Raw genomic sequence first — 14727 nt, 5'->3', positions numbered from 1 at the left:
CCTTCCTGCAGGCCGGTTCGCCGCGCGAACTCGTCGGCCGCTCCCAGGTGGATATGGCAGTAGCCTCCGGGGTTCTTGGCCAGGTAGTCTTGATGGTAGTCTTCGGCGGGGTAGAAGCCGTCGAGCGGTTCCACTTCGGTGACGATCGGCTCAATGTGGGAAGCCTGTTGCCGCAGCACGGCGGCCTCTATGGAAGGCAAGTCGGCCTCGTCTTGCCAGTAGATGCCGCTTCGGTACTGGGTTCCCCGATCGTTGCCCTGCCGGTCGAGGCTCGTGGGGTCTATCGCCTCGAAGAAGGCGTCCAGGAGCAGGTCGGTGGGCAGGATCGTGCGATCGTAGGTGACGGAAACGGTTTCCGCGTGCCCGGTGTTCCATAGGCATACGTCGCGGTAGCTGGGGTTTTCGGTCGATCCGTTCGCGTAGCCCGCAACCGTGCGCCGCACGCCGGGCAGGCGCTTCAGGTATGCCTCCAATCCCCAGAAACAGCCTCCGGCAAGGTAGAGAGTGTGCGGGTCTTCGCGTTGCTTGTCCATAGTGTGGCTCCTATCGCGCCGCCGTGCGCTCTTTGTCGCGCCCCATCCTAGCGCATCGTTGCCATTGCGGCCGTTTTCCCACGAACGCACAACGAAACCGTAACGCTGCCGTTGAGGAACGCCCTCGCAACGCACATCGCTTCTACCGTATACTGATCGTTGAAAAAAGACGATGTTTGGAGGCTTGACATGAACGAAGATCGCCCCTTGAACGAAACCTCGCAGGAGTGCAAGGGCTCCCATCCTGAGGCTATGGACGTTGCCGTGATCGGAGCGGGACCCGCCGGGCTGACCGCCGGTCTGTACGCGGCTCGCGCAGGGCTCGACGTTGTGGTGTTCGAGCGCATTTCGCCGGGCGGGCAGCTTGCCCAGACCGAGCACATGGAAAACTATCCGGGATTTCCCGAGGGAGCGGACGGCTTCGAGCTGGCGTTTTCCATGAAGCAGCAGGCGGATCGCTTCGGCGTGCGCCACGTGGGCGAAGAGGTCGTGTCGGTTGACTTCGCGCAGGAGCCCAAGGTGCTGACCACCGCGTTCGGCGAATACCGCGCGAAAAGCGTCATCGTGGCCACCGGAGCCCGCCCGCGCAAGCTGGGGCTGGAACTCGAAGATGAGCTGCAGGGTCGCGGCGTGTCGTACTGCGCCACGTGCGACGGCAACTTCTTCCGCGACAAGGAGGTCATGGTGGTGGGCGGCGGCAACACGGCCGTGGGCGACGCCATCTACCTGTCGCGCATCTGCAAGAAGGTGTACCTGGTGCATCGGCGCGACAAGCTGCGCGCTACGGCCATCTACCATAAGCGCTTGGAGGATCTGGAGAACCTGGAGTTCGTCTGGAGCGCCGCGCCGCGCAAGCTGATGGCCGACGAAGGCGCGCTTGCGGGCGTGCGCGTGGAGATGCTGAAGACGGGGGAGATTCGCGACATCCCCGTGAGCGGCCTGTTCGTGGCTGTGGGCACCGAGCCCAACACGGAGTTCTTGAAGGGGGCCTTGCAGCTGGACGAAACCGGGTACGTGGTGGCCGACGAGTCGGGCGCCACCGACGTGCCGGGCGTGTACGTAGCCGGCGACGTGCGCACGAAGTTTCTCCGTCAGGTGGTCACCGCCGTCGCCGACGGCGCGGTGTGCGCTGAAGAGGCTTCGGAGTACTTGGCGATCTAGTGCTGGTTGCTGCGAAGCGCTTTTCGATCTGCTATCATAAACCAGTTACGCAGTGGTGCCCGCTCCTGCACGGGGGCGGGCACTCGTCGCGCGCGGCGCGTGCGATCAGGTGAACCACGTTACGAAGGACAGCACACACCATGCAGGATACCGATATGCGCGAGAAGCTGGTCAAGATCATCGAGGCCTATGAGGACGTTCAGGTCAAGATGGGCGATCCGGCCGTTCTTGCTGATCAGAAGGAATACAACCGCCTGGCCAAGGAGTACGCGAACCAGGGTCCCCTTGCAAAGAAGGCGCGCGAGTACGTGCAGGCGTCCGACGATCTGGCCGCCGCCAAGGAGATGCTCTCCGACCCTGATATGAAGGAGTTCGCTCAGGAGGAGATGGCCGAGATCGAGAGCAGGCTTCCCGCTCTTGAAGAGGACATCAAGTTCATGCTCATTCCGGCCGATCCGGCGGACGACAAGGACATCATCGTCGAGATCCGCGCTGCCGCGGGCGGCGACGAGGCGGCCATTTTCGCCGGCGACCTCTACAAGATGTACGAGCGCTTCGCTGCTGCGCAGGGCTGGAAGACCGAGACCATGGACGTGTCGGCTTCGGAGGCTGGCGGCTTCAAGGAGGTTCAGTTCAAGGTCAAGGGCGACAAGGTGTACTCGGTCATGAAGTTCGAGTCCGGCGTGCATCGCGTGCAGCGCGTCCCCAAGACCGAGAGCCAGGGTCGCATCCATACGTCCACGGCCACCGTGGCCGTTCTTCCCGAAGCCGACGAGGTCGAAGTCGACATCAACGAGAACGATCTTCGCATTGACGTGTATCGCGCCGGCGGCCCGGGCGGCCAGTGCGTGAACACCACCGACTCGGCCGTGCGCATCACGCACCTGCCGTCGGGCTTGGTGGTGCAGTCGCAGGATCAGAAGTCGCAGCTGCAGAACAAGATCGCCGCAATGGCCGTTTTGCGCGCGCGCCTGTACGAGAAGATGCTGGCCGAACAGCAGGCCGCCGAGGGCGCCGAGCGCTTGGCTCAGATCGGTTCGGGCGATCGTTCCGAGAAGATCCGTACCTACAACGGCCCGCAGGACCGCGTGACCGATCACCGCATCGGCTTCAACGGCACGTACAACGGCGTGCTGCTCGGCGACGGCCTGGGCGACGTGATCACCGCGTTGCAGGCCGCCGATCGCGCGCAGAAGCTGGAAGCTGCGGTTTAGGTTGAGCGACGTTTGGACTATCAAGGCCGCCCTTGATTGGACGGTCGGCTATCTGGAGCGCAAAGGCGACGAGAACCCGCGCATTTCTGCGCAATGGCTTCTGTCCGAGGCCACGGGCCTGAGCCGCATCGAGCTGTACGCGAACTTCGACCAGCCCTTGTCCCTGGACGAGCGCGACGTGCTGCGCGGTTTCGTGGCGCGTCGCGGCGCCGGAGAGCCCTTGCAGTACATCACCGGCGAGGTGGGGTTTCGCCACATCACCGTGCAGGTGCGCCCCGGGGTGCTCATCCCGCGTCCCGAAACCGAGGTGCTGGTGAGCGAGGCGCTGTCGCTCCTGCCGCCGGCGCCGAAGCGCGTTGCGGCCGATGCTTGGGCGGAAGAAGCGCTTGAAGCCCCTCTTTCCGAAGCTGCTGCCGATTCCGCTGACGAGCGGGATGCCTCCGAAGATGCGCCCGATGCGCAGGTTCCTGCTCCCGAGTTGCTGGTGGCCGATTTGTGCACGGGGTCGGGCTGCATCGCGTGCTCCATCGCGTTCGAGCATCCGCTTGCGCACGTGGTTGCCACGGACATCGCGCCCGAAGCCGTTGCGCTTGCCGGCGACAACGCGCGGGCGCTCGGCTTGGACGAGCGAGTGGAGGTGCTTGCGGGCGATCTGGGGGAATGCGTTCCTTCTTGCATGATAGGCGCGCTTGACCTGGTGGTTTCCAATCCGCCGTACGTGCCTACGGCGGTGCTGGCCGACATTCCGCGCGAGGTGGCCGACTTCGAGCCGGAGCTTGCCCTTGACGGCGGATCGGACGGCTTGGACGTGCTGCGCCGGTTGTTGCCGTGGTGCGGCGCTGCGCTCAAGCCTGGCGGTGCGTTCGCGTTCGAGCTGCACGAGGGGCATTTGGACGAAGCGGCGGCCCTGGCGCGCGAAGCGGGCTTTCAGGATGTGCGCATCGTGCGCGACCTGGCGCAACGCCCCCGCGTTTTGACCGCGCGCAAGGCGGATGCCTGCAGCTAGCCTGCGACGGCATGGCGGCACGGCGGATCGCGGCGCGCGCATGCGAGGCGGCTGCTTCGCTATAATGGTGCGAAACCAAGGGAAGGGGTCGCCATGCTGGAACGAAACATCTTGGACGATAATCTTACGCTTTCGGCGTACACCATGCGAAAGCGCCTGGGCGATCGGCGCCCGCGCATCGGCTTGATTCTGGGCTCGGGCTTGAATCCGCTGGCTAACGAGATCGCCGATGCGGAGTTGATTCCCTACGTCGAGGTTCCGCGCATGAACACGAGCACGGCGGAAGGGCACGTGGGCAGGTTCGTGTGCGGAACGCTGGGCGGGAAGTGCGTGCTGGCCATGCAGGGCCGCCTGCACGGCTACGAAGGGAACTCCTCGCAGGAAGTGGCGTATCCGGTGTGGCTCATGCAGCGTCTCGGCGTCGATACGCTCATCACCACCAACGCCGTCGGCGCGCTCAACGTGAACTACCAGGTGGGCGATTTCTGCATCATGTCCGACCAGATCAACTTCACGGGGCGCAACCCCATTGCCGCACCCGATCCGGCCAACCTGTCCGATAGATTCTTCTCCATGTTCGACGCGTTCGACCCGCAGTTGCGCTCCATTGCCCATGATGTGGCGGCTGAGCGGGGGATACGCGTGCAGGAAGGCGTGTATTTGGGCTTGCTCGGCCCAAGCTTCGAGACGCCGGCCGAGATTCGCATGTTCCGATCATGGGGAGCCGACACGGTTGCTATGAGCGTGTGCGAAGAGGTTATAGCCGCGCGCCATGTGGGCATGCGCGTGCTGGGCGTGTCGCTTGTCTCGAACATGGGATGCGGCATCGGGGGCGCAAGCCCCACCGGCGTCGAGGTGCTCGATGTGGCGAAGACGCGCGAAGCCGATTTCGCGCGTCTGATCACGGGCGTGATCGAACAGTTGTAACAACAGTGAATCCGCGCGCGTCAAGCGCTTTGGAAACTCGGCGGGAACCCGTCGGGCAGGCGTTTGGCGCACCGTATCGTTTGGAAGGAATCCATGGACCATCGGTTGAAGCTGCATGTGCTGGCAAGCGGCAGCTACGGTAACGCTGCCGTGATCGAGGACGCCGCTACGGGTGCGGGCGTGCTGGTTGATTGCGGCATCTGCAAGCGCGACTTCTTCGCGCGCGTCGACGAGGCGGGATTCGACCCGGCGAACCTTGCAGCCGTCCTGATCACGCACGACCACGGCGATCACACGAAGGGCCTGGGCGTGGTGCTGCGCGGTTTGGCGAAGCAGGGAATTGCTCCTGCCGTGTACGTGAACAGCGCTGTTCGCCTTGCGAGCAAGGAGATTCGCGCGCTCGAGGGAGCATGCGACCTGCGCGCTTTGGCGAACGGCGATGCGCTCTCGCTTGCGGGGATGAGCGTGCATGCGTTCGCCACCTCGCACGATGCGGCTGCGTCGTGCGGGTTTCGTTTCGAAAGCTCGGACGGCGACGCGCTGGGGTTCGTGACCGATACCGGCATCGTGACGGGCGAGGCGCACGAGGGCCTGTCCAACGTGCGCATTTTGGCGCTGGAGAGCAACCATGACGTGCGGATGCTGCAAGAGGGGCCGTACCCGTATCCGGTCAAGCGTCGCATCGGGTCCGACGTGGGCCACCTGTCGAACGTTCAGGCGGCCGACGAACTGGATGCATTGCTGTGCGCGCGGTTGGAGCAGGTGGTTGCCATGCATATCTCGCAGAACAACAACACGTACCGTCTGCCCGAGGAGTCTTTGGCTGCGGTGGTGTCGCGCGCGTCTCATGGTGCGACCGTGCAGGCGGCGTACCAGGGAATGCTCGTGAGCGTGGAGTAGACGGGTTTGCTCGCCGCAGCCGCTTTGCGTCGGTGGGCGCGCAGGCGGCTGCGGTACGATTGCTTCGTGCGGCTTACTCGCCGTCGAACAACTCGGTGGAGAAGTAGCGCTCGCCCGTGTCGGGCAGAAGCGTGACCACGGTCTTGCCGGCGCCGAGCTTGCGGGCAAGGCGGCGCGCGGCGGCTACGTTCGTGCCCGACGACACGCCGCAGAGCAGGCCTTCCTGGCGAGCGAGGGCACGAGCGGTGTCGAGGGCCTCTTCGTCCGAGACGATGCAGATGTCGTCGTAGATCTCCTGATCGAGGATGGCGGGGATCAAGCCGTCGCCGATGCCCATCTGCAGGTGCGTGCCGATGCCGCCTCCGGAAAGAATGGCGGCGTTTTCGGGCTCGACCGCCCATATCTCCACGTCGGGGTACAGGCGCTTGAGGATCTGTCCGACGCCGGAAATGGTTCCGCCCGTGCCGATGCCGGAGCAGAAGCCGTGAATGGGGCCTTCGACGTCCTCGACGATTTCGAGCGCGGTGTGGTACTTGTGGGCGAACAGGTTGTCCTCGTTCTCGAACTGCTGGGGAACGTAGACGCGCGGATCTTCCGCTGCCATGCGCTCGGCGGTGGCGATGCATTCGGCGATGCACTTGCCGATGTCCCCGTCGTCGTGCACGATGATCACGTCGGCTCCGTAGTGGCGTACGAGCTTGCGGCGCTCGACGGACACGGAGTCGGGCATGATGATGCGGGCGGCGTATCCCTTGACGGCGCACACGAGCGCAAGCCCGATGCCCTGGTTGCCGCTCGTCGGCTCCACGATGATGCTGTCAGGTTTCAGTTGACCGCGCTTTTCGGCCTGGTCGATCATCTGCCAGGCTGTGCGGGTCTTGACCGATCCTCCTACGTTCACGCCTTCGTACTTTGCGAGGATCTGGGCGGATCCTTCTTCGGAGAGGCTGTTCAGGCGGATGAGGGGCGTGCGCCCCATGGCGTCAAGCACGTTGTCGTAGATCACGATGGTTCCTCGATCATGGTTCGGGTTCGTATGCGGTAAGCATCCATTGTACCATTGCGCGTTTACGCGCATACGGAATCTACTTGACGGCGATGGTCATGATATCGCGAGGAAGGTTCGCTCCTTCGTAGATGATGCCGTTTTCCACGAGGTCTTTGCCGATGGCGACGTAGCCTTCGGCGTCGACGCGGTTTTGCGCGATTTCGTCGTCGGTGAGGGGGCGCCGCACCTTTGCGGGAGAGCCCATGACCAGCATGCCGTCGGGGATCTGGGTTCCGCCGGTAACGAGGGACCCGGCGCCTACGATGCAGTTCGATCCGACGTTCGCTCCGTCCATGATGATGGAACCCATGCCGACCAGCGTGTTGTCGCCGATGGTGCAGCCGTGCACGATGGCTCCGTGGCCGACGGTCACGCCGGAGCCGATGACGCAGTCGCTCGCGGCGCCCAGATGCACGCAGCAGTTTTCCTGGACGCTGGTTCCCTCGCCGATGACGATCTTCGATCCGTAATCGCCGCGCAGCGTGGCGTTGAACAGGATGACGGCGTCTTTGCCGACGGATACGTTGCCAATGAGGGTGGCGTTGGGCGCGATGCGCGCTTCGGGATGGATCTCGAGTTGACGGTAGTCCATGTGGGCCTCCTTGTGACGGGCCGTTCGCGCGGTGGGCGCCCGGCCTCGCTGCTTCGTGTTCGTACTTTATTATAGGAAGGGGATCGCTGCGTTTCGAGGGGATCGCGGTTGAATGCGGCGGGCGGGACCCTCAAATCAGGGGAAGTGTGAGAAGGAGGGCGCGGGCGCTTGCATGGGGGAGCGCGGCGGCGCGCGGCGGGGCTCGGGAATCCTCTGGCGCTCGGTTGCGTGCGGGCGTGCGGGAGGATGCGGAAGCCCCCGGGCGTACGGTCTTGTGCGGGGGATTGCGTGCGGGCGCGTCCGAACGTGCGATTGGACGCGCCCGCGGAGCGTAAAACCCTCGCGCTGTCAAAACTGACGAGTTTTGCGGCGGTTTTTGCTCTGCGGAGGAGGTTTCGCGAGACTCCGATTTTTATTTCCCCAGGTCATAAGGCTATGACCTTCCTTTATCCTGGTTTGAGGACCAGCAAAACTCGTCCGTTTTGACAGGAATGCCCCGATGAGCCGGTTTTCGCGCGCCGACGGCCGGACGCGCACATGCGCCCGCGGTCGGACTCGCGCGGCCCGCTGCGCCGCGACGCCCACTTGCACGCGGGGCGGTTTACGGCGATGCGGGCTTGGAGGCGGGTGCGGCCTGGTAGGACCAAAGCGCGTTCGCTCGGCGCACCACGTCGTTGAAGGATCGGCTGTGGACGGCGTGGTCGCGGCGCTTCGGGTCGTTCACCACCAGCATGCCGTGCCGATCGATGTCGACCAGCACGACGTAGGACGGCTTGCTGGCGGAGGAGTCGCTGTCGAGCGATGCGATCACGGGGCGTCCCGCAGTGATCTCTTTCCTGATGGCCAGCTCGCTCGACTCCACCGAGTTCACCTTCAGCCCCAGTTGGCGCGCGCCTTCCGCAAGCAGGCCGTCGGGGTTTTCGACGTAGCCGTTGCTGCGCGCGAAAGCCGCCACGACGGACGGTCCCATGTCGGTGTCTCCCGTGACGCCGATGCGCGCCATGGCCAAGCACAGGGGCGCGCCGCCCGACGAGCCGATGGTGCCCGATCCGTAAGGATCGGATGACCAGGCGGGATCGTTCTGGAAGAGCGCGGGGGCAGAAGCTTTCTTCCAAGCGGGCGCGGTGCTGTTCCCGGCTGCGTCGACGCTTTGGCTGGGCGCGGATTCGGCAGCTGGGACGCTGTCGGCCTCGGGCGCTGCGGCGATGCCGCGGGAAACGAGCGTGCCTCCGATCGTGCCCACGGCCCCTACTGCGACAATGGCGAAGATGGCCGAAAGTATCCGCATCGAGGCCGTTCCCGCAGATGGCGGGCGATTGCCGCGGTGCAGGTCGGGTGTGGCGGGACGCACGGTGGCGAAGGGGTCGCGCGCCTCGTCGGCAGTGGGCCGTTGCAACGAGACGTCGAAACGGATGCCGTGCGTTCGGTTGGGCAGGTGCCGCTCGCTTTGCGGCAAGCCGACGTGCGGCTGCGGCCCGGTGCCCTGAAACGGCATGTCGGGCAGGTTTCGGTTCGTCACGGCGGCTCCTCCTTTCGCGGCCAGGCGATCGACGGCAAGCGTGTGGCGCGTTCCGTATCGGCTTCAGGACGCGTACGTAAAAAGAAAGTGTACGGTTTCGGTGCTTTTCGCCGCGTTCGCCGGCGAAACCGTTGCCCGGTTCTGACTGACTGGTTGACGGATTGTCATCTTGGGCATGCATGTTGCTCTCTGGCATCGAATCGCGGTACGGGCGCCTTCGACGTTGTCTCTCGGTCCTGTCCGCCTCATTTCCGAGTTGGCTCGTGTGAATTTCCTGCGCGCGCCGCGCGCCCGTCGAAGTTTCGCTTGTGCGCGCGGCAAGCTGGGGTATACTGGCCTGCAACAACTTCATAGAACGAAATGCGTTGACGAGGACAGTAGGGACGAACCCATCTTCAGAGAGCCGGCGGATGCTGCGAGCCGGTGGTGGGCGGCCTGAACGCCACCTCCGAGCAGTTCGGTTCGAACGTTGCGCGGCTCACCCGGACGATCTTCGGGAACCCGCGGGCAAGTAGGCTGAACCGGCGACTCCGTTATCAGTCCGATTGAGATAGGCCGCGCGTCTTCGTCGCGTCGTATCCGCTTTCCTTCTGAGGTCCTGGTGCAGCTTACGTGCAACAGGATTTTTTTATGGTCGGACTCGAAGGAAGGAGCCAGATGCAGCTGAGAAGCGAAGCCGTTACCGCCGGCGTGGCGCGCGCCCCCCACCGCAGCTTGCTCAAGGCGGACGGCATCACCGACGAGGAGCTGAAGCGCCCGCTCGTTGCGGTGTTCAACTCCCGAAACGACGTTATTCCCGGACACAACAACCTGGATAAAATCGCCGAGGCCGTAAAGGCCGGCATCTACATGGCGGGCGGCGTGCCGTTCGAGCTTTCGACCATCGGGGTGTGCGACGGCATTGCCATGAACCACGACGGCATGCATTACTCGCTCGTGTCGCGCGAGGTCATCGCCGACAGCCTGGAATGTGCCGTGCAGGGCCACGCCTTCGACGCCCTCGTGTGCATTCCCAACTGCGACAAGATCGTGCCGGGCATGCTGCTGGGCGCCCTGCGCGTGAACATTCCCACGGTGTTCGTGTCCGGCGGCCCCATGCTGGCCGGAAAGCAGCCCGGCGGCTGCGGCCCCTCCACCGATCTCAACACGTTGTTCGATGGCGCGGCTGCCGTTCAGCAGGGATCCATGACGGTTGAAGAGCTCAAGCACTACGAGGACACGGCGTGCCCTACGTGCGGCAGTTGCTCGGGTCTGTTCACGGCGAATTCCATGAACTGCTTGTGCGAAGCCCTGGGCATCGCCTTGCCGGGCAACGGCACGGTGCCGGCGGTCTATTCCGAGCGCATCCGCCTGGCGAAGCACGCCGGCATGAAGGTGATGGAGCTGCTGGAGCGGGGCGTATGCATGCGCGACATCGTGAACGCCGCCGCCGTGCACAACGCCGTGGAGTGCGATATGGCGTTCGGCGGCTCCACGAACACGGTGCTGCATCTGACGGCCATCGCGCGCGAAGCGGGATGCCCCGTGACCATGGACGACTGGGACGCTGCAAGCGCGCGCACGCCGCATCTGGTGAAGCTGCAGCCTTCGGGCCCGCGCCCGCTCAGCGACCTGTACGAGGTGGGCGGCGTGCCGGTGGTCATGCACGAGCTGGCGAAGCTCGGGCTGCTCGACCGCACGGCCGTGACGTGCATGGGGCCGATGGACGACTATCTGGCGTCGTGCACGAAGCCGTCCGACGGCGAGGTGTGCCGTTCGCACGACAACCCGTTCTCGCCGGTGGGCGCGCTTCGGGTGCTGCACGGCAACATCGCGCCTGACGGGGCCGTTGTCAAGAAGTCGGCGGTCGATCCGTCCATGATGAAGCACACGGGACCGGCGCGCTGCTTCGACAGCGAGGAGGCGGCTTGCGCGGCAATCTACGCGGGCGAGATCGTTTCGGGCGACGTCGTAGTCATTCGCTACGAGGGCCCCAAGGGCGGTCCGGGCATGCGCGAGATGCTCACTCCCACGTCGGCCATTTCGGGGATGGGCCTGTCCACGAGCGTCGCGCTCATCACCGACGGGCGCTTCTCGGGCGCGACGAAGGGCCCGGCCGTCGGGCACGTGAGCCCTGAAGCCGCGGCGGGCGGGCCTATCGCGCTCGTTAAGGAAGGCGATCAGGTGACGGTGGACATCGAAGGCGGCGCGCTCACCCTGCACGTGAGCGACGACGAGCTTTCCCGGCGTCGCGAGGCGTTTCGCCTTCCCGCGCCGAAACACGATCATGGCGTGCTCGCGAAATACGCGAAGCTCGTCTCATCTGCAGACAAGGGGGCGTATGTCTCATGAGCGAACGAATCGAAGAACGCGATGCGCACGAGCCTGCCGCGTGCGGTGCGGCGGGTCGGCAGAAAGCGTCGGCACCGCGAGCCGCGGCCAGTGCGGCTGCGGTGGGCGCTCCGCGCGGGTTGGGAAGCGGCACCGCCAAGCAGGGATCCACGATGATCGCGGCTGAAGCGGTGATCGCCTCCCTCGAGGCCGAGGGCGTAGACGTGGTGTTCGGCTATCCGGGCGGCCAAGCCATCAAGATGTACGACGCGCTGTACGATTCCCAGCAGATCACGCACGTGCTGTCTCGGCACGAACAGGGCGCGGTGCACGAGGCGGACGGGTACGCCCGCGCCACGGGCAACGTGGGCGTGGTCATCGTGACCAGCGGGCCGGGCGCCACCAACACGGTCACGGGCATCGCGACGGCCTACATGGACAGCGTGCCGCTCGTGGTCATCACGGGCCAGGTGCCGCGCGGCGTGATCGGCACGGACTCGTTCCAGGAATCGGACATCGTGGGCATTTCCATGCCGGTGGTCAAGCACAGTTACCTGCTGCAGTCGACCGACGAGCTGACCCGTACGTTTCGCGAGGCCTTCCATATCGCCAAAACCGGGCGACCCGGCCCGGTTCTCATCGACGTGCCAAGCGACCTTGCCTCCGAAAGCATGGTGTTCTCCTATCCCGACGAGGTGAACCTGCCGTCCTACAAGCCCACGTATCGCGGCAACGCCAAGCAGATCAAGCAGGCCGTGGTCCGCATCAAGCAGGCCGAGCGCCCCGTACTGTACGTGGGCGGCGGCATCGTGTCGTCCGGCGCTTCCGACGAGCTGATCCGCCTGGCCGAGCTCATGCAGATTCCCGCGGTCACCACGCTTATGGGCAAGGGGGCGTTCCCGGCTTCGCACAAGCTCAACCTGGGGCCGGTGGGCATGCACGGCTCCAAATACGCCAACCTGGCCATGACGGAAAGCGACCTGATCATCGCTGCGGGCGCTCGTTTCTCGGACCGCGTCACGGGGAAGCTCGACGAGTTCGCGCCCCGGGCCGACGTGATCCACATCGACATCGACCCTGCCGAGATCGGCAAGGTCCGCGAGGTGCAGATTCCCATCGTGGGCGACCTCAAGGGCGTTTTGGCCGGCATCGTGGCGGCGCTCGAGAAGGAGAACGCCCAGCCTGCGACGAGCGATTGGGTCGAGAAGATAGCGGCGTGGCGCTCGCGTTACCCGTTCTACCATCCTGACCTGGGGGACAATCCCGAAGAAATCGTGCCTGAGGTGGTCATGCGAAAGCTGTCCGCTCTGCTGGACCCGCACAAGAGCATCGTGGTCACCGAAGTGGGCCAGCATCAGATGTGGGCGGCTCAGAGCATCGATCGCGAGGCGCCGCGCACGTTTTTGTCGTCGGGCGGTTTGGGCACCATGGGATTCGGCTTTCCGGCGGCTATCGGCGCGGCCATCGGCTGCCCCGAAAAGCGCGTGGTGTGCGTGGCCGGCGACGGGTCGTTCCAAATGAACAGCCAGGAAATGGCCACGGCCGCCGTGCACGGCACGCCGGTGAAGGTGCTCATCATGGACAATCGCTGCCTGGGCATGGTGCATCAGTGGCAGCGGCTGTTCTACGAGGGCCGCTACTCGGCTACGCTGCTGGACGCGACGCCCGATTTCGTGAAGCTGGCCGACGCGTACGGTTGGCAGGGCGAGCGCGTGGAGCATCCCGATCAGCTGGATGCGGCGCTTGCGCGCATGCTGGAGGCGCCGGGCCCCTATTTGCTCGACGTGGCCATTTCGCGCGATCAGAACGTGTATCCCATGGTGGCGCCGGGCCGCGCGCTCGACGAGGTCATGGGGGCGATCGACGTGGCGGTGGGCGCCGTGCGCATCGACGTGCCCGCAGCCGGGCAGAAAGGGGAGGGACGATGAGGCACATCCTGTCTGTTCTCGTGGAGAACAAGCCCGGCGTGCTCTCGCGCGTGACGGGGCTCATCTCGCGGCGCGGCTTCAACATCGAGTCGCTGTCCGTCGGTCCCACCGAAGATCCCACCATGTCGCGCGTGACGGCCATCGTCAAAGCCGACGAGGTTGCGTTCGAGCAGATTACCAAGCAGCTTCACAAGCTGATCAGCGTGCATAAGATCACCGACCTCACCAACGACGCCGCCATCGAGCGCGAACTGGTGATGTTCAAGGTGAACGCATCGCCCGAGCGGCGCAGCGAGATCATCGAGATCGCCAACGTCTTCCGCGCGAAGATCGTCGACGTGGGAAGAAGCTCGCTCACTATCGAGGCCACCGGCGACGAGAACAAGCTCAAGGGCATGGAGGACCTCTTCCGCGCCTATGGCATCAAGGAGATCATCCGCACCGGCAAGATAGCCATGTCCCGAAACAGCAAGGACGTGTAGCTTTTCGCAGCTTTTCCGAAAGTCCAAGCAAGGTACCATCAGCCAATAGAAAGGAAAACGAACATGGCTGTTACGATCTATCACGAGAACGACGCGAATCCGCAGCTCATCCAGGACAAGAAGATCGCCATCATCGGTTACGGAAGCCAGGGCCACGCCCATGCGCTGAACCTGGTCGATTCCGGATGCGACGTGCGCATCGGGCTGCGCGAGGATTCTCGTTCGCGGGGGAAGGCCGTCGCGGCGGGCTTGCAGGTGATGAGTGTGGCCGAGGCAGCCGAGGAAGCCGATCTCATCATGATCCTCACGCCCGACGAGACTCAGGCGGCTACGTACGAGGCCGAGATCGCGCCGCATCTCAAGGCGGGCGACACGCTGGCGTTCGCGCACGGCTTCAACGTGCACTACGGCTACATCACGCCGCCCGAGAACGTCGACGTGATCATGATCGCGCCGAAGGGTCCGGGCCACATGGTGCGCCGCGTGTTCACCGAAGGAGCGGGCGTGCCGTGCCTTATCTGCGTGCACCAGGACGCATCGGGGCAGGCCAAGGACGTGGCGCTGTCGTACGCGTGGGGCATCGGCGGCGCGCGGGCCGGCGTGGTGGAGACCACGTTCAAGAACGAGACCGAAACCGACTTGTTCGGCGAGCAGGCCGTGCTCTGCGGCGGGGTGACGGCGCTCATCAACGCCGGCTTCGAGACGCTGGTGGAGGCGGGCTATCCGCCCGAGATGGCATACTTCGAGTGCTTCCACGAGATGAAGCTCATCGTGGACCTCATGTACGAGGGCGGCATGTCCAACATGCGCTACTCCATCTCGAACACGGCCGAGTACGGCGACTACTACGCTGGGCCACAGGTCATCGGCGACGAGGCGAAGGCCGCGATGAAGGACATCCTCGCGCGCATCCAGGACGGCAGCTTCGCGCACGAGTTCATGGAAGATTCCAAGAACGGCCAGAAGTGGCTGCAGGAGCAGCGCATGGAGCACGGCAATGCTCCGATCGAGGAAGTGGGCGTGGGCATTCGCTCGATGTTCAGGTTCGCGCGCCACTAACTTGGGGCGCTGCGCGTCTTCAGGGCGGGCGCGGCTTTTCATGCGAGG

The 14727-nt window shown here is 64.7% G+C and carries 13 protein-coding genes; 9 read left to right on the top strand and 4 right to left on the bottom strand.

Annotation, left to right across the window (positions count from 1 at the left end):
* The coding region (gene msrA / locus ACMNI9_RS03915; protein ID WP_418830939.1) for a peptide-methionine (S)-S-oxide reductase MsrA at nt 1-533 on the bottom strand (533 nt) is incomplete at its 3' end.
* Nucleotides 534-722: 189 nt separating this feature from the next.
* Between msrA and trxB the strand changes: the two genes are divergently transcribed.
* The 5 genes from trxB to ACMNI9_RS03890 all read left to right on the top strand — a co-directional run bounded on the left by trxB (nt 723) and on the right by ACMNI9_RS03890 (nt 5741).
* A complete protein-coding gene (gene trxB, locus ACMNI9_RS03910; protein ID WP_114566971.1) occupies nt 723-1694 on the top strand; it encodes a thioredoxin-disulfide reductase in 972 nt (323 codons plus the stop codon).
* A 140-nt stretch (nt 1695-1834) separates the two neighbouring features.
* Entirely contained in the window at nt 1835-2908 is a 1074-nt protein-coding gene (prfA, locus tag ACMNI9_RS03905; RefSeq protein WP_220149564.1) for a peptide chain release factor 1, read from the top strand.
* Nucleotide 2909: 1 nt separating this feature from the next.
* Nucleotides 2910-3914, top strand: coding sequence for a N5-glutamine methyltransferase family protein (locus ACMNI9_RS03900; RefSeq protein WP_418830938.1), 1005 nt, complete (start codon nt 2910-2912; stop codon nt 3912-3914).
* A 93-nt stretch (nt 3915-4007) separates the two neighbouring features.
* Nucleotides 4008-4841, top strand: a complete 834-nt coding sequence (locus ACMNI9_RS03895; RefSeq protein WP_216529743.1) for a purine-nucleoside phosphorylase — start codon at nt 4008-4010, stop codon at nt 4839-4841.
* 93 nt (nt 4842-4934) lie between these two features.
* Entirely contained in the window at nt 4935-5741 is an 807-nt protein-coding gene (locus tag ACMNI9_RS03890) for an MBL fold metallo-hydrolase (RefSeq protein ID WP_216529742.1), read from the top strand.
* 73 nt (nt 5742-5814) lie between these two features.
* Here the strand turns inward: ACMNI9_RS03890 and cysK are convergent, their stop codons facing one another.
* From cysK to ACMNI9_RS03875, 3 genes are all read right to left on the bottom strand, one after another.
* Nucleotides 5815-6747 carry a cysteine synthase A gene (cysK, locus tag ACMNI9_RS03885; protein WP_114566967.1) on the bottom strand — a complete coding sequence of 311 codons (933 nt, stop codon included), beginning with the start codon at nt 6745-6747 and terminating at the stop codon, nt 5815-5817.
* A 79-nt stretch (nt 6748-6826) separates the two neighbouring features.
* Nucleotides 6827-7381 carry a gamma carbonic anhydrase family protein gene (locus ACMNI9_RS03880; RefSeq protein WP_114566966.1) on the bottom strand — a complete coding sequence of 185 codons (555 nt, stop codon included), beginning with the start codon at nt 7379-7381 and terminating at the stop codon, nt 6827-6829.
* 601 nt (nt 7382-7982) lie between these two features.
* Nucleotides 7983-8900 (bottom strand): hypothetical protein, encoded by a 918-nt coding sequence (locus tag ACMNI9_RS03875; protein ID WP_418830935.1) that lies wholly within the window; start codon nt 8898-8900, stop codon nt 7983-7985.
* 657 nt (nt 8901-9557) lie between these two features.
* Here ACMNI9_RS03875 and ilvD point away from each other — a divergent pair.
* From ilvD to ilvC, 4 genes are all read left to right on the top strand, one after another.
* Nucleotides 9558-11231, top strand: a complete 1674-nt coding sequence (gene ilvD, locus ACMNI9_RS03870) for a dihydroxy-acid dehydratase (protein WP_418830934.1) — start codon at nt 9558-9560, stop codon at nt 11229-11231.
* Between the two features lie 152 nt (nt 11232-11383).
* Nucleotides 11384-13138, top strand: a complete 1755-nt coding sequence (gene ilvB, locus ACMNI9_RS03865; protein WP_418830940.1) for a biosynthetic-type acetolactate synthase large subunit — start codon at nt 11384-11386, stop codon at nt 13136-13138.
* Nucleotides 13135-13620, top strand: a complete 486-nt coding sequence (ilvN, locus tag ACMNI9_RS03860; protein ID WP_114566962.1) for an acetolactate synthase small subunit — start codon at nt 13135-13137, stop codon at nt 13618-13620. Before ilvB ends, ilvN begins: the two co-directional genes overlap by 4 nt.
* A 63-nt stretch (nt 13621-13683) precedes the next feature.
* Nucleotides 13684-14679: a ketol-acid reductoisomerase gene (ilvC, locus tag ACMNI9_RS03855; RefSeq protein ID WP_216529738.1), complete on the top strand. Its 996-nt coding sequence runs from the start codon at nt 13684-13686 to the stop codon at nt 14677-14679.
* Nucleotides 14680-14727: the final 48 nt, after the last annotated feature.

The sequence above is a fragment of the Paraeggerthella sp. genome, assembly GCF_048427265.1.
Classification (GTDB): domain Bacteria; phylum Actinomycetota; class Coriobacteriia; order Coriobacteriales; family Eggerthellaceae; genus Paraeggerthella; species Paraeggerthella hominis.
This window is presented reverse-complemented; position numbering and strand designations above follow the sequence as displayed.